The sequence below is a fragment of the Mesorhizobium sp. B2-1-8 genome (assembly GCF_006442545.2).
In the GTDB taxonomy this organism is placed as follows: domain Bacteria; phylum Pseudomonadota; class Alphaproteobacteria; order Rhizobiales; family Rhizobiaceae; genus Mesorhizobium.
This window is the reverse complement of sequence record NZ_CP083952.1, coordinates 769364-791247: the sequence shown is the minus strand read 5'-3', so window position 1 is coordinate 791247 and position 21884 is coordinate 769364. Positions and strand designations below refer to the sequence as shown.

The 21884-nt window shown below is 65.4% G+C and carries 17 protein-coding genes; 9 read left to right on the top strand and 8 right to left on the bottom strand.

The features are described 5' to 3' along the window. Positions 1-4 precede the first annotated feature (4 nt). Positions 5-379 (bottom strand): GtrA family protein, encoded by a 375-nt coding sequence (locus tag FJ970_RS03725; RefSeq protein ID WP_140760322.1) that lies wholly within the window; start codon positions 377-379, stop codon positions 5-7. A 3-nt stretch (positions 380-382) separates the two neighbouring features. Then, entirely contained in the window at positions 383-1378 is a 996-nt protein-coding gene (locus FJ970_RS03720) for a glycosyltransferase (protein WP_140760324.1), read from the bottom strand. A 164-nt stretch (positions 1379-1542) separates the two neighbouring features. Here FJ970_RS03720 and FJ970_RS03715 point away from each other — a divergent pair, with 164 nt between their 5' ends. The 7 genes from FJ970_RS03715 to FJ970_RS03685 all read left to right on the top strand — a co-directional run bounded on the left by FJ970_RS03715 (position 1543) and on the right by FJ970_RS03685 (position 9501). Next, complete coding sequence (locus tag FJ970_RS03715) at positions 1543-3336, top strand: GtrA family protein (protein ID WP_140760326.1); 1794 nt, start codon at positions 1543-1545, stop codon at positions 3334-3336. Between the two features lie 202 nt (positions 3337-3538). Next, positions 3539-4888 carry a putative bifunctional diguanylate cyclase/phosphodiesterase gene (locus FJ970_RS03710; protein WP_140760328.1) on the top strand — a complete coding sequence of 450 codons (1350 nt, stop codon included), beginning with the start codon at positions 3539-3541 and terminating at the stop codon, positions 4886-4888. Positions 4889-5055: 167 nt separating this feature from the next. After that, complete coding sequence (locus FJ970_RS03705) at positions 5056-5823, top strand: SDR family NAD(P)-dependent oxidoreductase (RefSeq protein WP_140760330.1); 768 nt, start codon at positions 5056-5058, stop codon at positions 5821-5823. After that, positions 5820-6773 (top strand): 2-dehydro-3-deoxygalactonokinase, encoded by a 954-nt coding sequence (locus FJ970_RS03700; RefSeq protein WP_140760332.1) that lies wholly within the window; start codon positions 5820-5822, stop codon positions 6771-6773. The genes FJ970_RS03705 and FJ970_RS03700 overlap by 4 nt, the downstream gene beginning before the upstream one ends. Beyond that, positions 6770-7408 (top strand): 2-dehydro-3-deoxy-6-phosphogalactonate aldolase, encoded by a 639-nt coding sequence (locus FJ970_RS03695; RefSeq protein ID WP_140760335.1) that lies wholly within the window; start codon positions 6770-6772, stop codon positions 7406-7408. Before FJ970_RS03700 ends, FJ970_RS03695 begins: the two co-directional genes overlap by 4 nt. Next, a complete protein-coding gene (locus FJ970_RS03690) occupies positions 7408-8283 on the top strand; it encodes an SMP-30/gluconolactonase/LRE family protein (RefSeq protein ID WP_140760337.1) in 876 nt (291 codons plus the stop codon). Before FJ970_RS03695 ends, FJ970_RS03690 begins: the two co-directional genes overlap by 1 nt. Before the next feature lie 135 nt (positions 8284-8418). Then, positions 8419-9501, top strand: coding sequence for a D-alanine:D-lactate ligase-like protein (locus tag FJ970_RS03685; protein ID WP_140760339.1), 1083 nt, complete (start codon positions 8419-8421; stop codon positions 9499-9501). Positions 9502-9575: 74 nt separating this feature from the next. On the opposite strand, the gene FJ970_RS03680 is transcribed toward FJ970_RS03685, so the two are convergent. The 6 genes from FJ970_RS03680 to dnaK form a co-directional block, all read right to left on the bottom strand. Then, a complete protein-coding gene (locus tag FJ970_RS03680) occupies positions 9576-9863 on the bottom strand; it encodes a DUF1330 domain-containing protein (protein ID WP_140760341.1) in 288 nt (95 codons plus the stop codon). A gap of 27 nt (positions 9864-9890) precedes the next feature. Beyond that, complete coding sequence (gene pyrF / locus FJ970_RS03675) at positions 9891-10604, bottom strand: orotidine-5'-phosphate decarboxylase (protein ID WP_181178684.1); 714 nt, start codon at positions 10602-10604, stop codon at positions 9891-9893. An 11-nt stretch (positions 10605-10615) separates the two neighbouring features. Continuing rightward, the gene (locus FJ970_RS03670; protein ID WP_140760343.1) at positions 10616-11212 is read right to left on the bottom strand and encodes an NADPH-dependent FMN reductase; all 597 of its coding nucleotides are present in this window, start codon (positions 11210-11212) and stop codon (positions 10616-10618) included. A gap of 341 nt (positions 11213-11553) precedes the next feature. Continuing rightward, complete coding sequence (gene pmtA, locus FJ970_RS03665) at positions 11554-12159, bottom strand: phospholipid N-methyltransferase PmtA (protein WP_140760345.1); 606 nt, start codon at positions 12157-12159, stop codon at positions 11554-11556. A gap of 104 nt (positions 12160-12263) precedes the next feature. Next, positions 12264-13394, bottom strand: coding sequence for a molecular chaperone DnaJ (gene dnaJ / locus FJ970_RS03660; protein WP_140760347.1), 1131 nt, complete (start codon positions 13392-13394; stop codon positions 12264-12266). A 222-nt stretch (positions 13395-13616) separates the two neighbouring features. After that, positions 13617-15533, bottom strand: coding sequence for a molecular chaperone DnaK (gene dnaK / locus FJ970_RS03655; RefSeq protein ID WP_140760350.1), 1917 nt, complete (start codon positions 15531-15533; stop codon positions 13617-13619). A 490-nt stretch (positions 15534-16023) separates the two neighbouring features. Here dnaK and FJ970_RS03650 point away from each other — a divergent pair, with 490 nt between their 5' ends. After that, complete coding sequence (locus FJ970_RS03650; protein ID WP_140760352.1) at positions 16024-17988, top strand: hypothetical protein; 1965 nt, start codon at positions 16024-16026, stop codon at positions 17986-17988. 10 nt (positions 17989-17998) lie between these two features. Continuing rightward, positions 17999-21859, top strand: a complete 3861-nt coding sequence (locus FJ970_RS03645; protein ID WP_140760354.1) for a DUF11 domain-containing protein — start codon at positions 17999-18001, stop codon at positions 21857-21859. Positions 21860-21884: the final 25 nt, after the last annotated feature.

The following is a 21884-nucleotide window of genomic DNA, read 5'->3' as shown; positions in this document are numbered from 1 at the left end:
GCCGCTAACGGTCGAAGACCAGCCGCGAGTAACCCAGGAAGGACAGCGCCATGGCCACCAGCGAAGCGATGGCGAGAGCCACGAGAGGCGAGATTGCCGGCACCGCAAACAGGATGGCCGAATAGACGGCATAGTTGACGATGCTGGTGGCGACGCCGACGCCGCCATAGCGGGCGCCTTCCCTTGTCATTCCCCTGCTCGACGGCGAGAAGGTCAGATGCCGGTTGATCTGCCAGGTGACGCAGAGCGCAAAGCCGATCGACAGGATGCGGCTGACGAAGGGCCCGAGCGGCGTGACGGCGAGCAGCAGCCACAGCGCCGCCGCGTCCGAGACGAAGCCGATGCCGCCTGCGAAGACAAAGCGGACGACGCGTTGCATCGTTCAGGCCGCGCGCGAGGCCTTGCCCGGCTTCTGCACCACGTCGCCCGTGCGGCGCTGGACACGGCCCGAAGGCATGGAGAGATAGAAGATCCGCTTCTGTTCGGCGCGCCCACGCGAGACCGAATCGAGGATCAGTCCGGTCACCGCCGCCAGCATCGACAGAAGCAGCAGGCCGACCGACAGCACCCATGTCGGCATGCGCGGAACGAGGCCGGTTTCGGCGAATTCGACCAGCACCGGCGCCATCAGGAACAGGCTCGAAGCCAGGAAGAACAGCGAAAAGGCGCCGAAGAAGCGCAGCGGTTGCGTCTCCTTCATCAGCATGGCGAACATCCACAGGATCCTGGCGCCGTCGCGGAAGGTCGACAGCTTCGACGACGAGCCTTCCGGCCGGCGGCCGTAGTCGAGCGCGATTTCGCTGACCGGCAATTTGAGCTGCGAGGCGTGCACCGACATTTCGGTCTCGATCTCGAAGCCGCCGGAGACGGCGGGAAAGCTCTTGACGAAACGCCTGGTGAAGACGCGGTAGCCGGAGAAGATGTCGGTGAAATCGTTGCCGAACAGCCATTTGTAGAGGCCGTTGAAGACCCGGTTGCCGAAGGCATGCCCGGCGCGGCCGGCATCGTCGGTGACGCCGCGCCTAGTCCCCACCACCATGTCGCAACGCTCGGTCAAGAGCGTGTTGATCAGCTGCGGCGCGTCGTCGGGCGCATAAGTGCCGTCGCCGTCGGCCATCAGATAGATGTCGGCGTCGATGTCGGCGAACATGCGCCGCACCACATTGCCCTTGCCCTGGCGCGGCTCGCGAACCACGATGGCGCCGGCCGCGCGGGCGCGCAGGGCCGTCAGATCCTTCGAATTGTTGTCGTAGACGTAGATGGTCGCCGCAGGCAGCGTCTCGCGGAATCGCCGCACCACCTCGGCGATGGTCAGCTCCTCATTGTAGCAAGGCAGGAGCACGGCGATGACGGGTTCATGGCTGATGTCTTGCGGCATTTTTGTCTCCGAATGCCTTGTCGACCATACGGTCGCGCTCCGGAAACCGGCCGCGTTCAGGCGGTTTTACTATTTATTGAAGCCGTTAAGGCTAGGTTTAAGGCCGACTTCATGAGTGTCGATTGGCCTGGAAAGGCCCGGCATTCCCGCCAAGGGCGATCGGGATGGGCACAGCAAGGGGAACTTCCACCTGGAAGTCCGATATCGCGTTCGCGCTGCTTGCCGCATTGCTGCTGCTGGCGCTCGAGGCCCTGCAGGGATTCCCGCAACTGGCCAATCCGGCGGGCGACAATGACAGCCTGCTGCAACTGGTCGAAGTCCGCGACCTGCTGGCGGGCCAGGGCTGGTTCGACCTGCACCAGTACAGGATGGGGCTGGAGGGCGGCTTCGTCATGCACTGGTCGCGGCTGCTCGATGCGCCGCTGGCGCTGAGCATCCTTGCCGCTTCGGCCCTGACGGGCAGCACCGCCTTGGCCGAACAAATCGTGCAAGTGCTCTGGCCTGCGCTGCAGTTCTGGTTGGCGGTCTTCTTCACCATCCGCGCCGCGCGCGCTTTCGCCGGCGCGTCCGCCGTGCTGCCCGCCGCCGTCGTCGGCGGGGCTGCCTTGTATTACATCGGCATTTTCTCTCCCGGCGCGCTCGACCATCACAATGTCCAGCTGATGCTGACGCTGGCGAGCCTCGCCTTGCTGCTCGAGGCGCCCACGCATCGGCCGGCTGCCCTTGTCGCCGGCATCTGCGCCACGCTGACCTTGGCCATCGGCATGGAAAGCGCGCCCTATGCCGGCGCCCTCGGCGCCGTCGTCGCGCTGCTGTTTCTCGGCAAGGGTGACGGTGAAAGGCTGATCGCCAGGGATTTCGGCCTCGGCGTCGCCGGCGCCTCGGCTGTCGTCTTCGCCGTTACTGTCCCGATGTCGTCCTGGGGCCAGGCCCAGTGCGACACGTTCTCGGTCGTCCAGTTCGCGGTGACGGGGCTTGCCGGCGCCGGCCTGGCAATCATTGCTTCATGGAAGGCCGCCAACGCAACGGCGGCCCGGCGCCTGATGTCGCTTGGCCTGCTTGCCGCCGCCCTCGCTCTCGTTATTGGGCTCCTATTCCCGCAATGCCTGGCGGCGCCCTATGCCCATCTCGACCCGCGCCTGCAGCGGATGTGGCTCGGCTATATCGAGGAGGCGCAGTCGATCGTTCAGCTTGTCGCCGACGATCCGGCCAGGGCCGTGGCGCGTTTTGCGACGCCCCTGGTGGCGATCGTCCTGATGGCGCTCCGCTTCAGCCGTGGCGACTGGCGGCGGCAGGACAGCCTCGTCGCCGCACTGCTGGTGGTGGCGGTCCTGGTCAGCGCCTGGGAAGTGCGAGGCTCGACCTTTTCCATCGCCTTCGCGGTGATTCCGCTTTCGGCCTGGATCGCCAAATGGCGGCAGCGGGCGGAGGCCCGCCCCTCCAGCGGCTCCGTGCTCAGAATGGCCGCAGCCTGGCTGATCTCGGTCAATGCGATCTGGTCGGGTGCCGCCGAGGCCGCCTCGAGCGCCTTCGCAACCACCGCACCCGCCAGGGACGCCAGCATCGATGCGCCCTGCAACAGCAAGGCCTCGTTCGCCGTGCTTGGCGCGATGGCCCCTACCACGGTGCTTGCCATCTCCAATGTTGGTTCGCCCGTCCTCGCCTTTACCGGTCATCGCGTGTTCGCCGGGCCCTATCATCGCAACGTCGCCGGAAACCTGCTCGTGTTCGATGCCTTGCTGGGCTCGGCCAGCGACGCGAAAGCCATCGTCGAAAGCCACCATGTCGGCCTTGTCGCGCTCTGCCGCGGCAACCCAGAAAGCCGGCTGTTCGCGGCCAGGGCGCCGGACGGTTTTCTGGCCGGGCTGATGCGCGGCAGCGTGCCGGAATGGCTGGAGCCGGTGGCGGAGACCAGGGGCAGCCCCCTGGAGCTCTACCGCGTCAAGTCAAACGGCTGAAAATCCGGGTGCTCGACGTATCTTGTAGCCGGCTTCACGAAGGTATCCGGCGTCTGGGCACGGGTCACGGCGAAAGGCGGATCCCGTTTTCGGAATCGTGCTCCGGCTACAAAAATCGTTTTTGGGATACGTTTCCTAAAGGGTTTGCTGCCAGTCTCGAAATAAATTCCGACGACAAGAGCAGGGACGAGCAGGGACACCGATGCAAACTCCGTTTGGCACCGGTCAGGCAAACAGGGAAAGCACGGATCTGGCGTTCACCGATCCGTTGACCGGGCTTGGCAATCATCGCCGCTTCTTCGACAAGGTAGACCGCCTGATTAGCGATCGTGCCGACGATCCCGCGCCCTTCACCGTCGGCATTCTCGATCTCGACGGCTTCAAGCCGATCAACGACCTGTTCGGCCACAAGGCCGGCGACGACATCCTGATCCAGGTCGCGATGCGGCTGCGCGCCTCGATGGACGGCCATTCGACCGTCTGCCGCATCGGCGCCGACGAATTCGCCTTCCTCTACCCCCTGGTGTTCTCGGAGGAGGCGGCGGCGGAAAAATCCCGCATGCTGATCGAGATCCTGTCGGCGCCTTACGATGTCGGCGAGCGCACCGCCAGGCTCTCGGCCTCGGTCGGCTGCTCGCTGTTCTATTCCGGCGACGAGACCACCGAGATTCTCATCAACAAGGCCGAAACGGCGCTTTACCATGCCAAGCGTTCCGGCCGCGGCCGCGTCGTCGTCTACACCCGTGAGATGGAAGAGGCCGCCAAACGCGTCACCCGCATCGAGCAGGCGCTGCGCCGCGCCGTCTCCGCCGGCGAGGTGGAGCCGCATTTCCAGCCGATCGTCGATCTCACCACGCGCCGCACCATCGGCTTCGAGACGCTGGCGCGCTGGACCGACCGCGACCTCGGCGCGGTGCCGCCGACCGTCTTCATCCCCATCGCCGAGGAGCGCGGCATCATCGGCCCGCTGTCGCAGCTGGTGCTGCGCAAGGCGACCGAAGCCGCCAGGAGCTGGCCGAAGGACCTGTTCCTGTCCTTCAACCTGTCGCCCTCGCAACTCGTCGACCAGAACACCGGCCTGCACATACTGGCGATCCTCGACCGCACCGGCTTCGATCCGCGCCGGCTGGAGGTCGAGATCACCGAAACCGGCCTGATGAACGACCCGGCCTCGGCCGCGCAGATCGTCGAGGATCTGCGGCGCGTCGGCATCCGCGTCTCGCTCGACGATTTCGGCACCGGCCAGTCCTCGCTCGGCCGTCTGCGCGAGTTCCATTTCGACAAGCTCAAGATCGACCGCGCCTTCGTCTCCTCCATTCTCGACGACCGTCCGTCCGAACACATCATCCGCGCCATCCTCGCCATGTGCGAAGGGCTCGGCATGGACGTGGTCGCCGAAGGCATCGAAGAGGAGGCGCAGGCCGACCGGCTGGTCCAGTTCGGTTGCGCCGGCGGGCAGGGCTATCTCTTCGGCAAGCCGGCCGATGCCGACGCCACGTTGGGCTACCTCCGCGATTCCTTCCGTGGCGCCTTGCGCGCCAAGGCGATCTGAGCGCCAGATTTCGGCGTTGCCCGCCATGCAGCGATGCCGCCTGGCGGGTCGCGCGCGGACGCGATCGCCTTTTTGTCCGACATAAGCCCGAAATAGCGTCTTTTCGCCCTTGCCCGCCGGACATGTCTGGCTAGGATGCGCGCCGGTTGACCCGGGAGACGAAAATCATGATGCCATCGGCGCGTTTTGCCGACCTCGAAGGCGCTTCGGTGCTGATCACCGGCGGCGGCTCCGGCATCGGCGCGGCGTTGACCGAAGGATTCATGCGGCAGGGCGCCAAGGTCGCCTTCATCGACATCGCCGATGAGCCCAGCACGGCGCTTGCCGACCGCATCGAGAAAGAATTCGGCCGGCGGCCGCTCTACCTCAAGACCGACCTGCGCGATGTCGAGGCCTTGCGCGCCTCTGCGGCAAGGGCGGCCGAGGCGCATGGCGATGTCACGGTGCTGGTCAACAATGCCGCCTGGGACGAACGCCACGCCGTCGAGGACGTCACCGTCGAATTCTGGGACAACAACCAGGCAATCAACCTGCGGCCGCATTTCTTCACCGCGCAGGCGGTGGCACCAGGGATGAAGCGGGCCGGCGGCGGCTCGATCATCAATTTCACCTCGACATCCTACCTGATCAACCACCCCGACATGCCGGCCTATACCGCCGCCAAGGCCGGCATACTCGGCCTCACCAAGGGGCTGGCCGGCAAGCTCGGGCCCGACCGCATCCGCGTCAACGCTGTCGCGCCCGGCTGGGTGATCACCGAACGGCAGCAGGAGCGCTGGGTGACCGAAGAGGCGCTTGCCGCCCATGTCGCCAAGCAGTGCATCAGGGACGTCATGCGGCCGGACGACATGGTCGGCACGGTGCTGTTCCTGGCCTCGGATGCCTCGCGCATGCTGACCGCGCAGATGCTGATCGTCGATGGAGGCTTCCTGTGAGTCCAGCCAGCAACGTTCCGGCGGTCGCGGCGCTCGATTGGGGCACGACCCGGCTGCGGGCCTGGCTGATCGACGGAAGCGGCAAGGTGCTTGCCGAGCGTCGCGGCGACGATGGCCTCATCACCGCGCGCGAAAAGGGTTTTGTCAACGTCCTGGAGGGCCATCTGACAGCGATGGGCGCGCCGGAGGAATTGCCCGTCATCATCTGCGGCATGGCCGGCTCCCGCCAGGGCTGGCTGGAGGCGCCCTATGTCAGCGTGCCGTCGCCGCTCGGCGCCATTCTCGGCGGCGCGGCCCGGGTGCCCGGCCAGAAACGCGACATCCGTATCGTTCCCGGCCTTGCCCAGCGTCTGGCCGACGCGCCCGACGTCATGCGCGGCGAGGAGACGCAGCTTGCCGGCGCCGGCCTGCCGGCCAAGGGCCGCGAGCTGGTTTGCATGCCTGGCACCCATTCGAAATGGGTGCTGGTCGAGGACGGCGCCGTCGCCGGCTTCGGCACCTGGCCGACGGGCGAGCTGTTTTCCGTGCTTGCGGCGCACTCGATCCTGCGCCATTCGCTGGGCGAACATCCGAGCCCGGTTGCCGCCGACAATCCGTTCTTCCGCCGCTGGTGCGAAATTGCACTGGGCGAGGGTGGTGACATCACCTCGCGGCTGTTTGCCATCCGCGCCGCCGGCCTGCTCCAGGATCTCGAGGCCGATGACGCGGCCGCTTGTCTGTCGGGCCTGCTGATCGGCGGCGAGATCGCCTCGGCGAAACGGCGCCACGGCGCCGGGGCCACGTCGGTGGTGCTGATTGCCTCCGGGGCTCTGGCGGTGCTTTACCAGGCAGCGCTCGACCTTGCCGGACTCGGTGTGCGGACAGTCGATGCGGACGAAGCTGTACGCGCCGGCCTGATCGAGGCCGCGCGCGAGAACGGCATGATCGCCAGAACCGGAGCCGCCACATGAGCCAGACCGCCCCCTTTCCAAAACTCAAGCGCGGCCTGGTCGCCATCCTGCGCGGCCTGAAGCCCACCGAGGCGATCGCCATGGGTCAGGCGCTGTTCGACGCCGGCATCGAGGCGATCGAGGTGCCGCTCAACTCGCCCCAGCCATTCTCGTCGATCGCCAGGATTGTCCAAGTGCTGCCGAAGTCAGCCCTGATCGGCGCCGGCACGGTGCTGACGGCGGCCGATGTCGACAATCTTCACGAGGCAGGCGGACGGCTGCTGGTCAGCCCCAACATCGATGCCGAGGTGATGGGCCGCGCCAGGACATACGGCATGGTGACCATGCCCGGCGTGTTCACCCCCACCGAGGCCTTCCAGGCGATCCGGCTCGGCGCCTCGGCGCTGAAATTCTTCCCGGCGAGCGTGCTGGGTGCATCAGGCATTTCGGCGATCCGGGCGGTGCTGCCGGCGCAGACGCTGGTCGGCGCGGTCGGCGGCGTTTCGGACAAGGACTTTGCCGGCTACAAGGCGGTAGGCGTGACGGTGTTCGGGCTTGGCTCCAGCCTGTTCAAGCCGGGCATGAGCGTCGACGACGTGGCGGCGCGCGCTCACGCCGCCGTCGCTGCCTGGGACGCGGCATTCGGAGACGCATGATGAGCGAGGTTTCTGTTTTTTCCGACCATGTCTGCGAGCTCGGCGAAGGGCCAAGCTACGATCCCGCCACCGACGCGCTGTTCTGGTTCGACATCGTCAACGGACAGCTCCTGGAAAAGCCCGTGGCCGGCGGTGCGCTGAAGATCCACGAGCTTGGCCAGATGGCGAGCGCCATCGCCATCATCGACGACAAGCGCCAGCTGATCGCCACCGAAACCGGCCTCTTCGTCCGCGACGTCGCGACCGGCCAGATGACGCTGCATACGCCTGTCGAGGCGGACAACCCCCTTACCCGCTCCAACGATTCCCGTGTCCATCCCTGCGGCGCCCTGTGGATGGGGACGATGGGCAAGAGCGAATCGAAGGGCGCCGGTGCGATCTACTGGTTCTTCAGGGGCGAACTGCGCAAGCTGTTCTCCGGCATCACCGTGTCGAACTCGATTTGTTTCTCCGCGGATGGCGCGCTCGCCTATTACACCGACACTTCGACCGGCCTTTTGATGCGCGTCGCCTGCGATCCGGCGAGCGGCCTGCCCTCTGGAGAACCAAAAGTATTCGTCGATCACCGTTCGTCTAAGGGTTATGTCGATGGTTCGGTCGTCGACCGCGACGGCGTGCTGTGGAACGCCGTCTGGGGCGGCAAGGCGGTCAAGGCCTATTCGCCCGACGGCACATTGCTGCGCGAAATTGCGATGCCGGTGACGCAGCCCTCCTGCCCGGCCTTTGTCGGCCGGAACGCCGACCGGCTGGCGGTGACGTCGGCCTGGAAAGGCAAGGACGACAAACAGCGCCAGCTCGATCCGCAGGCCGGCATGACCTTTCTGCTCGATATTCCCGTCAACGGCCGCTTCGAACCGCGCGTGCTGATCGCCTGAACAGGCCGGCGATCGGCTCCGCTCATATCTGTCGTGGTGCTGTCACGCAGGCGTCCGGCCTGAGTCGGTTTCGCGAAAGCCGTTTGCGTCGGTCGTGCGATGCTAGGTGATCGCACCGCCGGGAATGTTCGTCTCATGTCGAGTCACAAGCCAAAGCTGATCCTCGTCCACGAACCGGAGAAGGCATGCTTCGACCGCCTGGTCGCCGACGGCCATGCGCCGCAGCGCGCCGCCGAGATTTCGTCCTACCTGGCGCAATCGACCGATCTCGCCCCCGAATTCGATGCGCTGGCCGCCGCCTGTGACAGGCGTGGCCTCGCCTTCGCCGCGGTGGAGCTGGACCATGCCGCAAGCGCGCTCACCGAAGCCGATCCTTCCACGACGCTGGTCTGGACGCTGACCGACGGCATCGCCTATTTCCGTGGCGGCGCCGCACCCGCGCTGGCGCGGCTCAACGGCTTGAGGACGATCGGTGCCGATGATTCGCTCTTCGCGCTCTGCCAGGACAAGTTCCGTTCCGGCGCCGTGCTTGGCGCGCTCGGCCTGCCGGTCCCGCAGGCGGGCCTTGCCCGGGATGGAACCTGGCTGGTCGCGCCGCCGGCCTCCGCGGCGGGCTGGTTCGTCAAGCCCAACCGGCTCGGCGCCAAGATCGGCATCTGGCCGGATTCGCGCATAACCGATCTCGGTCACGCGCTGGAGCTTAGCCGGCGTGTTTTCGCGGCCTATCGCGATGATGTCGTCGTCCAGCCCTATGTCGGCGGCCGCAATGTGCGCGCCAGCTTCCTCGGGTTGACGCCGCAAGTTGGTGTCGAGGCGCTTGGCATTGTCTTTGTCGAGTCAGGCGTCGATTTCCAGACCATGGCCGACAGCCTGGCGCTTTATGGCGACACCGGCGAGGCGGCAAAGGCTGCCGGGCACTATGCCGAACCCGAACTCGCCCCGGTCGCGGCCAGCCAGCCGGTGGCCGATGCCAGGATCCGCGCGATTGCCAAACGGTTGATGGACGGGCTCGGCCTGCGCGACGTGTTTTCGGTCGACCTGCGCGTCGAGGCCGACGATACGGTTCATCTCATCGAGTTCGAGGTCTGCCCCGGCCTGCCGTGCTTCGATTTCCGCGCCTATTGCCGCCAGCAATGGGGGCTGAGCCTGGCCGACGCGATGGCGGAAACCGCGGCGAACAGGCTCTTCCGCCAGAGCAATTCCAGGAAAAGTGTGTAACGGTTTTCCGTCCGGAATTGCGTGAAAACAAAGAGTTAGAGCGGGTCGGCGATTCTATCAAACGCTGAACCGCTCTAGACCCCTTCTACCAGCACGATCTCGCCGTCGGCCACTTTCTGGCGGATCGCCACCGCGCGTTGATACTCCGGCGAGTGATAGCAATCATGCGCCGCGGCGAGCGATTCGAACTCGATGAGCACATTGCGCGCCCGCCCGGGACCCTCGGCTTTTTCATGCTCGCCGCCGCGCGCCAGGAATTTCGCGTCGAAGCGCTCGAAAGCTGGTTTCGCCGCCGCGACGTAATCCTTGTAGCCTTCCGCGTCGCGCACATCGACGCGGGCGATCCAGTATCCCTTGGGCATTCTCTTTCTCCTGTTCGTGGGGGCTCGTCAGGCCGAGCGCATCTCTTCGAGTATCGCCTCCGCCGCGGCGCGCCGGTCGCCGGCCGCCACGATCGGCCGGCCGACCACGAGGTGGCTGGCGCCGTTGCGGATCGCCTGTGCCGGCGTTACCACGCGCTTCTGGTCGCCATGGTCCCTGCCCGCAGGCCGGATGCCGGGCGTCACCACCGCCATGTCGGGGCCGACGATGCGGCGCACCGCTTCGGCCTCCGCGGCCGAGCAGACGATGCCGCCCATGCCGGCATGCAGCGCCTGTTCCGACCGCCTCAGCACCAGCGTGTGCGGGTCATATTCATAGCCGACGTCGATCATGTCCTGCTCGTCCATCGAGGTCAGCACGCTGACGGCGAGCAGGCAAAGCTCGCTGCCGCGCGCTGCCTCCACCGCCGCGTGCATCGCCTTGGGATAGGCATGGATGGTCAGCATGGTCATGCCCATCTTGACGATGTTTTCGACGCCCTTGGCCACCGTGTGGTCGATGTCGAGCAGCTTCATGTCGAGGAAGATTTTCGTCCCGCCGCTGACCAGCTCCCTGGCAAAGTCGAGCCCGCCGGCGAAGGCCAGCTGATAGCCGATCTTGTAGAAAGAGACGACGCCGTCGAGCTCGCGCACCGCCTGCTCGGCTTCCTTCACGGTCGCCACGTCGAGGCCGACGATCAATCTTTCCTGCATGGATTTGGCCTGCATGGGGTGGGCCTGCATGGTAGCGGCAGTCACGCCTCGACCCTGGTCGACAGCATGCGTGAGGTTTCGATCAGCGTGCGGCATAGGTGCTCCATCGATTTGTGCAGTCTTTCGTCGCGGAAATGGCCGTCCCCGTCGAAGGCGTCGCCACCCTCCGGCACCGAGCATTCCGGCGTCACCACCTCCATCTGGCAGCGCACCAGGACGGCGCGCAGATGGTTGATGCAGCGGATGCCGGCAAAATGGCCTTTGGAGGACGAGCAGAGGCCCGCGACCTTGCCGGCAAGCGGCCTGACCGACCGGCCGCCATCCCTTCGCACCCGACTCACCCAGTCGATCGTATTCTTGAGCAGCGGCGGGATGGAGCCGTTATATTCCGGCGTCGCGATCAGCACCCCGTCATGAGCGGCGATCAGCCGCGCGAGCTTCTGGGCGTTTTCGGGGACGCCCCTTTCCTTCTCCAGGTCCTCGTCGAGGATCGGCAAGGGATAGTCGGCGAGCGAAATGCGGGTGACCTCGGCGCCTTGCACCGCAAGTTCCTGTTGCGCCACGTCGGCGGTCCTGCCGCTATAGGCGCCGCCGCGCACCGAGCCGGCGAAGACGAGGATTTTCGGGATCACTGCCATTGGCCACCCTTGTTCTGGGACACGTACAGCCAAGGTTCGATCAAATCAACGCATCAAACGGAAACCGCAACTCTAAACTTCGTCATCCCTGGGGCGAAGCAGGAGCGAAGCTCCGTCGCGGAGACCCGAGGATCCATGCCGCGACATTCGCCGAAGGACGCAACGGAGCAGAACTCCCCACCGCAGCAGCGCTCCGAGGTCGCGGCATGGATCCTCGGGTCTGCGCCGCGTCGCTGCGCTCCTTGCCCCGCCCGTGGATGACGAAATCCTGGGGCTTCCGCCAATCGCGAAGATACGCAGGCCAGCACCCAGGAACCGCGAGCGCCTCCGCGACGGGGAACCTAATGCGCTTCGCGCCGATAGATCCAAAGCTGCGTCGGTGGAATGTTGCGGAAGATGAAGTCGAAATGCTTGACCGTATAGTCGCCGCGGCCAGCCGGGATCGGCGACATCGGACCATAGGTCAGTTGCACGATCGGCCGTCCGGCCGGGATGCGGTCGAGCAGGCTCTCGATATAGGCGATGCGCTGGGCGACCGGGAAGTTGAGCAGCGGCACGCCGGAAACGACGCTGTCAAAGATCATCCCGCTCCTCTCGCCAAGCGTGGCGTTGAGGTTGAAGGCATCGCCCTCGATGACGTTGACGCCGGGGTAGAGCTGGCGCAGGTGGCGCACGAAATCGGTATTGTACTCGACCGCGTAGAGGTTTTCGGGCCGCACGCCCTGAGCGAGGATGGCGCGGGTGATGACCCCGGTGCCGGGACCGACCTCGAGCACCGGCAGGCCGGACTTCGGGTTGACGATCGAGGCCATTTTGCGTGCGGTGATCGAACTGGTCGGAACGATGGAGCCGACCGTCTTCGGCTTGTCGATCCAGCCCTTGAAGAATTTGAGTTCGTCGTCGAACTTCTCGGCAAACGCCTTCCGCAGTCCGTGACCACGTGCCATGCAAGCTCTCCTCAGCGCTCCCGTGGAAGCTACTTAACACCTGGGTGACGCAAGGCAAGGCGCGGCCATGCCTCTGTCGTGGATAAGATAGCTCTGGTCGCGTCTCAACGCTCGCCGAAAGACTCGAAAAAGTCCTTCATGCGGGCGAAAAAGCCGCTCGATTGTGGCGAATTGTCCTGCGAGGAGAGTTGTTCGAACTCTTCCAGCAATTCGCGCTGGCGGCGCGACAGGTTCTGCGGCGTCTCGACCGCGGTCTGGATGTAGAGGTCGCCGACATTGGGCTGGCGCAGCACCGGCATGCCCTTGCCCTTGAGGCGGAACTGGCGTCCGTTCTGCGTGCCTTCGGTCACCTTCACCTTGGTCTGCGTGCCGTCCAGCGTCGTCACCTCGAAGGATCCGCCAAGGGCGGCCGTGGTCATCGAGATCGGTACCTTGCAATAGAGATCGGCGCCGTCACGCTGGAAGAATTCGTGCGGCTTGACCGCCAGGAAGATATAGAGGTCGCCCGAAGGCCCGCCGCGCAGGCCGGCCTCGCCCTCATTGGCAAGGCGGATGCGGGTGCCGTCCTCGATGCCGGCCGGGATGTTGACCGACAGCGAGCGCTCCTCGGTGACGCGGCCCTGGCCGGCGCATTTCGGACACGGGTCCTTGATGGTCTGGCCGCGGCCCTGGCATTGCGGGCAGGTCCGCTCGATCGAGAAGAACCCCTGCGTGGCGCGCACCTTGCCGTGGCCGTTGCACATCGAGCAGGTGACCGGCTGGGTGCCCGGCTTCGCGCCACTGCCGGAGCATTCCGTGCAGGATATCGAAGCCGGCACGCGGATCTGCGCGGTCTTGCCCGCGAAGGCTTCCTCCAGCGAGATTTCCATGTTGTAGCGCAGGTCGGCGCCGCGCTCGCGGCCACCGGACGAGCGGCGCTGGCGGCCGCCCATCATGTCGCCGAAAATATCCTCGAAGATGTCGGCGAAGCCGCCGGCGCCAAAGCCTTGCGCGCCGCCATTCATGCCGCCCTGCTCGAAGGCGGCGTGACCGAAACGGTCATAGGCCGCGCGCTTCTGCGGGTCCTTCAGCGTCTCGTAGGCTTCGTTGATTTCCTTGAACTTGTGCTCGCAGGAATGATCGCCGGGGTTGCGGTCGGGGTGGAACTGCATGGCGAGCTTGCGAAAAGCGCTCTTGAGCTCCTTCTCGTCGGCGCCTTTTTGCACGCCCAGCGTTTCGTAGAAATCAGCTTTCATTTTTTCCCGCAGTCCGGATCAACGTCTTGATGCATGGTGTTGCGTCGTTTGCCGGCACGTTGTCTCGATTTAGGAGCGGTGCTGCCCGTATGCTAGGGCCGGCGCGAACTTGTCCGTGGTTTTCAGTGATTTTTTCGGCAGTGCTCGCGCTTTTTTCAGCGAGGGTTGCAAAAAAGCCCGGCCTTGCGCCGGGCTTTTCGCATTGTCTTGCCGTCAGGCCGTTCAGGCCGACTTCTTCTTGTCGTCGTCTTCGTCGATTTCCTCGAAATCGGCGTCGACCACGTCGGAGTCCTTGGCGGCATCCGCCTTGGCGTCGGCTTCCGCCGCTTCCTTCTGAGAGGCCTCGTACATGGCCTGGCCAAGCTTCATGGAAGCTTCGGCAAGCACCTGGCTCTTGGCCTCGATGTCGGCCGGGTCGTCGCCCTCGGCGGCGGTCTTCAGCGACGCGATCGCATCGGAAATCGCGGTGCGCTCGGCCTCGGAGACCTTGTCGCCATATTCCTTCAGCGACTTCTCCGAGGAATGCACCAGCGCTTCGGCCTGGTTGCGGGCCTCGACCACGGCGCGACGCTTCTTGTCGGTATCGGCGTTGGCCTCGGCGTCCTTGACCATCTTCTCGATATCGGCGTCCGAAAGACCACCCGAGGCCTGGATGCGGATCTGGTGCTCCTTGCCGGTGCCCTTGTCCTTGGCCGAGACGTTGACGATGCCGTTGGCGTCGATGTCGAACGTGACCTCGATCTGCGGCACGCCGCGCGGCGCCGGCGGGATGCCGACCAGATCGAACTGGCCGAGCGCCTTGTTGTCTGCGGCCATTTCACGCTCGCCCTGGAAGACGCGGATGGTCACGGCCGACTGCGAATCCTCGGCCGTTGAGAACACCTGGCTCTTCTTGGTCGGGATCGTCGTGTTGCGCTCGATCAGCCGGGTGAACACGCCGCCCAGCGTCTCGATGCCGAGCGACAGCGGCGTCACGTCGAGCAAAAGCACGTCCTTGACGTCGCCCTGCAGCACACCGGCCTGGATGGCGGCGCCGAGTGCGACGACCTCATCCGGGTTGACGCCCTTGTGCGGCTCCTTGCCGAAGAACTGCTTCACGATCTCCTGGATCTTGGGCATGCGGGTCATGCCGCCGACCAGGACCACTTCGTCGATCTCGGCGGCCTTCAGGCCGGCATCCTTGAGCGCTGCCTTGCACGGTTCGATGGTGCGTTGGACGAGATCCTCGACCAGGCTCTCGAACTTGGCGCGCGTCAGCTTCAGCGTCAGGTGCTTCGGGCCGGTCGCGTCGGCGGTGATGAAGGGCAGGTTGATCTCGGTCTGCGTCGTCGAGGACAGCTCGATCTTGGCCTTCTCGGCCGCTTCCTTGAGGCGCTGCAGGGCGAGCTTGTCGGCCTTCAGGTCGATGCCCTGTTCCTTCTTGAACTCGGCCGCCAGATACTCGACCAGGCGCATGTCGAAATCCTCGCCGCCGAGGAAGGTGTCGCCATTGGTCGACTTCACCTCGAACACGCCGTCGCCGATCTCGAGCACCGAAATGTCGAACGTGCCGCCGCCAAGGTCATAGACGGCGATGGTCTTGCCTTCCTTCTTGTCGAGGCCGTAGGCGAGCGCCGCCGCGGTCGGCTCGTTGATGATGCGCAGCACTTCCAGGCCGGCGATCTTGCCGGCGTCCTTGGTGGCCTGGCGCTGGGCGTCGTTGAAATAGGCCGGAACGGTGATGACCGCCTTCTCGACCTTCTCGCCGAGATAGGCTTCCGCCGTTTCCTTCATCTTCTGCAGGATCATGGCCGAGATCTGCGAGGGCGACTGCTTCTTGCCGCCGGCCTCGACCCAGGCATCGCCATTGTCGCCCTTGACGATCTTGTAGGGGACAAGCTTCTTGTCCTTCTCCGTTACCGGATCGTCATAGCGGCGGCCGATCAGGCGCTTGACCGCGAAGATGGTGTTTTCAGGATTGGTGACAGCCTGGCGCTTGGCCGGCTGGCCGACGAGACGTTCGCCGTCGCCCGAGATGGCGACGATGGAAGGCGTCGTGCGCGCGCCTTCCGCATTTTCGATCACCTTCGGCTCCTTGCCATCCATGATGGCGATGCAGGAGTTGGTGGTGCCAAGATCGATACCGATTACTTTTGCCATTTTTCTAGTCTCTCCGCTAAGCAGGCTCTCAGGACCCGGTAAAGGCGTTCCGACGAAAGCCCCTGTTCACAAGAATTCCCGTTCGGCCACCGGTTCTCCGGCGCCGCACGGCTTGGCGCGTATATAAGAACAGGCGGCATCGCGCGCAAGCATTCTGCGCAAGGCGTCCATGAACCTTTCCGCGCCGGCCCGCGACTGATGTCCAGGTGCCGCATGGTGTGGCCCCGGAAAGGAAGCCCCCATGACCAGCAACCCAGAGACTCCATGGTCTCCGGGACCAACAGGAGCTCGGCGCGACCACCGCCTTCGGGACGGGATCGATGCGCTGGGCTTTCCGTTGATTCCGTTGACCCTGCGCAGGAGCAGGCGTATCGTCACCATGAGGAAAGCAGACAATTCGATCAGGGAAGAACGTGCCGGACCATCGCGCCTTGCCCTGATTTGCGCGGCGACGCCGGGTGTTTCTCCCGTGGCTAACGGGGGTAGCTTGATGTCTCGCGTCCGCGGCACGTTCGTGTCTTCTTTTGACTTTGACGGCCGCTTGCGCGGTGCATTGCAGGCCGGCGGCTTGCTGGCGCTGGTGGTTGCCGCCAGCCTGTGCCTTGGAGGCGCCGCCCGGGCGCAGGAAACCCAGATCATCTATCCAGGCTCGATGGCGGTCACCGGCTTTCCCGGCACCATCATCCCCAATTTCGACGAGGGGCTGCCGCCCGGCGTCGATCCGATCGACGAAACCTTCATCGACACTTCGCGCGCCACTTTGCGCGTGTTCGACGTTTCGCACCTGGGTGGTCCGGCGTCGGGCCAGCTCGTCTTCACGCCGCCGCCTTTCGAGGTGACGGCGGGCCAGATCGGCGAGGTGTTCGGCCTTACCTATGATGACGGCGTGCGCGACGGGGTGCCGTCCGGCATTCCCAACCTCTATGCCGCCGCGACCTCGCTGCATGGCATCGAGATCGTCACGCCGGACGCCGACAAGGACGGCAGGCCGGAGCGGCAGCGCCGCGGAACGGCCGGCGCCACCTTCATGGAGGGCCAGTTCGGCACCGAAAACGGCGGCGGACCGGGCACCATCTGGAAGATCGACGGCATCACCGGCCAGGTCGTCAAATTCGCCGACATCGACACCAACAGCGGTCCCGGCATCGGCAATATCACCTTCGATCCCGTCCACCGCCAGTTCTTCGCTTCCGACCTCGATACCGGCGTGATCCATCGCATCGACGCCAACGGCAGACTGGTCGACACGTTCGATCACGGCGTCGCCGGGCGACCGGCGCATGGGCTGGCTCCCGTCGCCGATGATGGCGCGGTGATGGACATACAGGGCGCGGCTTTCGACACCGAAGACCCCGACAGCTGGGGCTACACCCAGGATGAGCGCCGCGTCTGGGCCGTCTCCTATCATGGCGGCCGCCTCTACTATTCGGTTGGCGAAAAATCGGAAATCTGGTCGGTGGGCATTGCCCGCGACGGCACCTTCGCCGGCGATCCGCGCTGGGAACTGACGGTCAGGGCCGACAAGGACTACGCCGTCACCGACATTGCCTTCGACAACAGCGGCTTCATGTACCTAGCCCAGCGCGGCCCGGTCGAAAACCGCTACGACTACAGCCGCTTCGCCGATTCCGGCAAGGGCGAGGTCATCCGCTACTTCAGAGAAAATCCGGACGATCCCGCGACGGAATCGGTCTGGGTGGAGGCACCGCAGGAATATGCGGTCGGCTTCCCGCAAGGCAACAGGCAGTCGGCCGGCGGCCTCGACCTGCAATATGGCTACGATGCCGACGGCAATCTCGACACTTCGGTGTGCACCCAGACCTTGGTCAACACCGGCGACAAATTGCGCGACAACCCCACACTTGCCGAAAAGCTCGCCGCCGGCGGGCCGCTTGCCGTGCATGGCGTGCAGATCACGCCCAAGGAGCTGGTCAAGCCGGCCAACGTGCCGCCCTTCGGCTCCTGGTTCGTCGATTTCGACGGCTATTTCGAGGATCCCGAAGTGGAAGGCCATGTCGGTGACGTCGCCGTCTGGCACCCCTGCGAGGGCCGTGCCGGCTATTATGAGGAAATCCCGGGCGGCTATGAGTCTCCTTTCTACCCGCCGGACTTCCCACCGCCCGGCAATCTGCCTCCGTGTCTCGATGTCGAGGCCGTGCAGTATTACTGCACGCCGCGCGGCCTCGAGGCCGATCTCTATCTCCATGACCATGCCGGCTTCGGCGGCGATTCGATCAAGGCCCAATCCAGGACGCCAGGCGTCGGGGTGACCTCACCCATGTCGCATGCGCCAGGCAAGCCGTACACGATCGACATCACCGGCCACTATCCGGGCGACAGAGTGGATGTCGGGCTGTGCTTCTACAGGAAGTCCGACAAGGACAAGGGTGGCTACTACCCTTGCTGCAAGATGACCTTGCCGCTCCGCACCCCAGCCGTCAGCTGCGAACGTTGAGGAGGCAAAGATGACCATTCTTGCCCCCTCCCCGCTCGCGACCGAAACGCAAAAAACCGTCATGGAGACGATCATGAAACCCCTGTCATATGCCAGGCGCGGTGCGCGCTGGCTGATGGCGGCCGGTATCGCGGTCGCCCTTGCGCCCGCACTGCCGGCATCCGCCGCGCAGGCCGTCCAGGCCGTCACCAGCCCGGATGTGCAGCTGCAGCTCGACAATCCGCGCATCATCAACCCGGAACCCGGACGTGTCGTGCCGTTCTTCACCAAGACCGGTGGCCAGCGCAGCTGCGACTCTGTCTTCTACACCTTGACCTTCGGCCTGCGCGGCAATCCGCAGGGCTTTGCCGATCCGGGCCTCGAGGCGGCGCTGAAGAAAGCCAAGCTCGAGTTCAAGGACCAGCTTCCGCACGGTCTTTCGATCGTCAACGTGACGGTATCCGGCGACGGCACCGATGCATCGGGTGGGGCCTTGCCGAGTGCTGTCGTCAGCAATTCGGCCGGACCCAACGATACGGCAACGGTTTCCGATTTCCGGATTTCCGCCAGCGATCTCGATGGCTCGGGCGCACCGAACGAACGCGTCATCACCTTCCGCATCACGGCCAAGATCGACCACGCCGCGTTTCCGGCGCCGGTCAATGTCGACAATCAGGGCCTGATCAAGGTCACCGGCGGCGTCGGCACGGGAACCATCATCCCGTCGCAGGATCCGGGCAAGCCGGACGATGGCAACATCGCGACCGGCGAAAAGACCTCGATCCGGATCGACCTCACCAAATGCGACAAGCAGCCTCCGCCTCCCACCGACCATGAATGCTTCAAGGTCGAGCGCGGCACCGTCGACTGCGTGCCTGGCGGCGGCGCCTTCATCTACCACATGCCGGTCGGCCCGGAGATGGGCGGCAAGTGGGTGCAGGTTTCGACGACCTCATCAGGCATCACCATCATCCCCGACACCCAGAAGGTGCCGGCGGGCGGGGGCGTGCTCGACTGGAAGATCGTCGGCGCGTCACCCGGCGACGTCATCCACCTCATCGTCACCGGCATCGAGACCTATGCCGGGCCGAAGGAGGGCTGGGGCCTGTGCTGCACGCAAACCATCGACATCGTCATTCCGCGTGACCAGAGATGCCCGCCCCGGGACAAGGAGCCGGACCTCAAGGTCGAGAAACGCGCCGACGTTCCGCGCTGCACCGTGGCCGGCGGGTGCGACTTCACCATCCGCGTCACCAATGTCGGCACAGCGCCCTACAACGGCAAGATCGTGCTCGACGAGGTGACGCTGCCGGCCGGCTCGACGCTGACTTCAGGACCCAATCCGCCCTGGGTCTGCGCGCCGGGAACCACCCCGATGACGTGCACCTATCCGGTGACCACGCTCAATCCGGGGGCCTTTGTCGACCTCAAGCTCGGCTTCAGGCCGGCCGGAGGCTGGCAAGGCAGCGTGCTGCGCAACTGCGCCACCTACAATTACGGCGCCAGCGGCAAGCCGCTGTTCGGCAGCCAGGCCAATGACCGTGGCTGCGCCTCGATCCCGATCTGCCGCCGCGGCGACCGCAACCCGGATTGCCAGCCGCCGGTCGAGAAGAAGGTCGACCTGATCCTCAAGAAGCGTGCCCGCACCGAAGTCTGCACCGCCGATGGCGTCTGCACCTTCATCATCGACATCATCAACAACGGTACATCGACCTATAACGGTCCGCTGACGGTGATCGACAACTACCCAAGCGGCGCGCCGACGTCCTCGACCTTCGGACCGAGCCCGCCCTGGACCTGCGGCCCGAACGGCCCCGGCCAGTTCCGCTGCGACAATGCCGGCATCTCGCTGCCCGCGGGCGCCTCGACGCCGATCTTCGTCAAGGCGGTGGTGCCGGCCAGCTATCGGTCGGACACGGTCGAGAACTGCGCCGAGGTGAAGGCCATCCCCGGTGAGGTCGATCTCACCAACAACAGGGCCTGCGCCAAGGAACGCATCCGCCATCCCAATGGCGGCCAGCCGACCTTGCGCATCACCAAGGTCTGCAGCGGCTCGCTGGCGGGTGCAGCAGTGGTTTCCTGCCGCATCACCGTCACCAGCGTCGGTACGGCTGCCCCCACCGGTCCGGTACGGGTCAACGATGCCGCCACGCTGGTGTCGGGCGGAGCGCCTGTCCAGATCCAGACCGTCACCCCCGACGGCGCGGAATGGGCGTGCGGACCGGTTCCGGCCAATACGTTGTCGTGCCAGATTCCCGGCGCCGTCATGACGCCCGGAACCTCCAGGCACTTCGACGTGACTGTCTCGGCCAATGGCGAGTTCGAGAACTGCGCGCGGGGCTCCTATGGCCCGGCACAGGGCGACGACGTCGTCTATCCGATCGGCCAGGCCTGCGCCAAGGGCGGCGGCTCCTCGACCATTCGTGTCGAGAAGACCGGCGACCGCGAGTGCCGCGTCGGCCAGCCCTGCTCGTTCGACATCACTATATCCAATGACGGGACGAGCCCCTTCTCGGGTCCGGTCCGCATCGGCGATGCGATCGGCGTGGACGGGCTTGGCCGGCTGGATGGCGTTGCGATCACTTCGATCGACCCGCCCTTCGGTTGCTCGCCCGAACCGACGACGCTGCCGGCCTCCTGCATCGCCAACTTGACGCTCGGCGCCGGCGAAAGCCAGTCGCACCATGTGACGGTGGTCATTCCCGGCGACGGGCGCCTGGCCAACCTGCAGGGCAACGTCAGTGGCCAGAACTGCGTCGGCGTGCTGTCTCCCGACACACGGGTGCAGGGCGGCGACGTGCTGTCCAAGGATGCGACCAACGGGCAGGGCGATCGCGGCAAGGCCTATGCGTGCCATCCCTTCACCATCACGCATGAGGTGAAGAACCAGTGTTCGCCGAGCTTCGTCATGAACGACGCCGGCCGCTGCGTCTGCCCGAAAGGCACCACCTTCCGCAACGGCCAGTGCACTGGCGGCGGCACCAACCTTCTGCCATTGCCACTGCCGCCGCCACCGCGCTGCGTCCTGCTCGAAGGCCAGATCCGCACCGAGGACGGACGCTGTGTCTGCCCGCGCGGCACGGGGCTGGAGAACGGAAAATGCGTCAGGACCGACAAGCCCGAGCAGTGCACCATCCGTGGCCAGGTCCACAATGCGGACGGGGACTGTGTCTGCCCGCGCGGCACCGAGGTGCGTGACGGCGCCTGCCGCCCGATCAGGCCGAAGCCCGAGCAGTGCACCATCCGCGGCCAGATCCACAATGCGGATGGCGACTGCGTCTGCCCGCAAGGCACCGAGGTGCGAGACCGGGCCTGCCGCCCGATCAGGCCGAAGCCCGAGCAGTGCACCATCCGTGGCCAGGTCCACAATGCGGACGGGGACTGTGTCTGCCCGCAAGGCACCGAGGTGCGCGACGGCGCCTGCCGCCCGATCCGGCCGAAGCCTGACCAGTGCACCATTCGTGGCCAGGTCCATGACTCCGATGGCAATTGCTTCTGCCCGAGGGGTACCGAGGTGCAAGGCAATGCCTGCCGGCGCAAGCAGCCTGACATGCAGCAGTGCGACATACGCGGCCAGGTCCACAACAAGCGCGGCGAATGCGTCTGTCCGCGTGGGACCGAGGTGATCGACGGCGCCTGCCGCAAGCCCAGGCAACAGAGCGAATGCGCGCCGGGCTCGCAGATGGTCAACGGCCAGTGCCAGCCGATCTTCAGGCGACACTGTCCGGAGGGTACGATCGGGCGGTATCCGAACTGCCGGCCGATACGCGGACAGCCATCGCTGGAAATCGATCCGGGCCAGTTGCTGCAATTGCTGCCGCGACGCAGGCAGCAGATCGACCAGCAACAGGATCCGGTTCCAAACAGGCTCCTGAAACTCCAGCAGCAGTAACCACCCGCGCGACGCCAAACGAGAA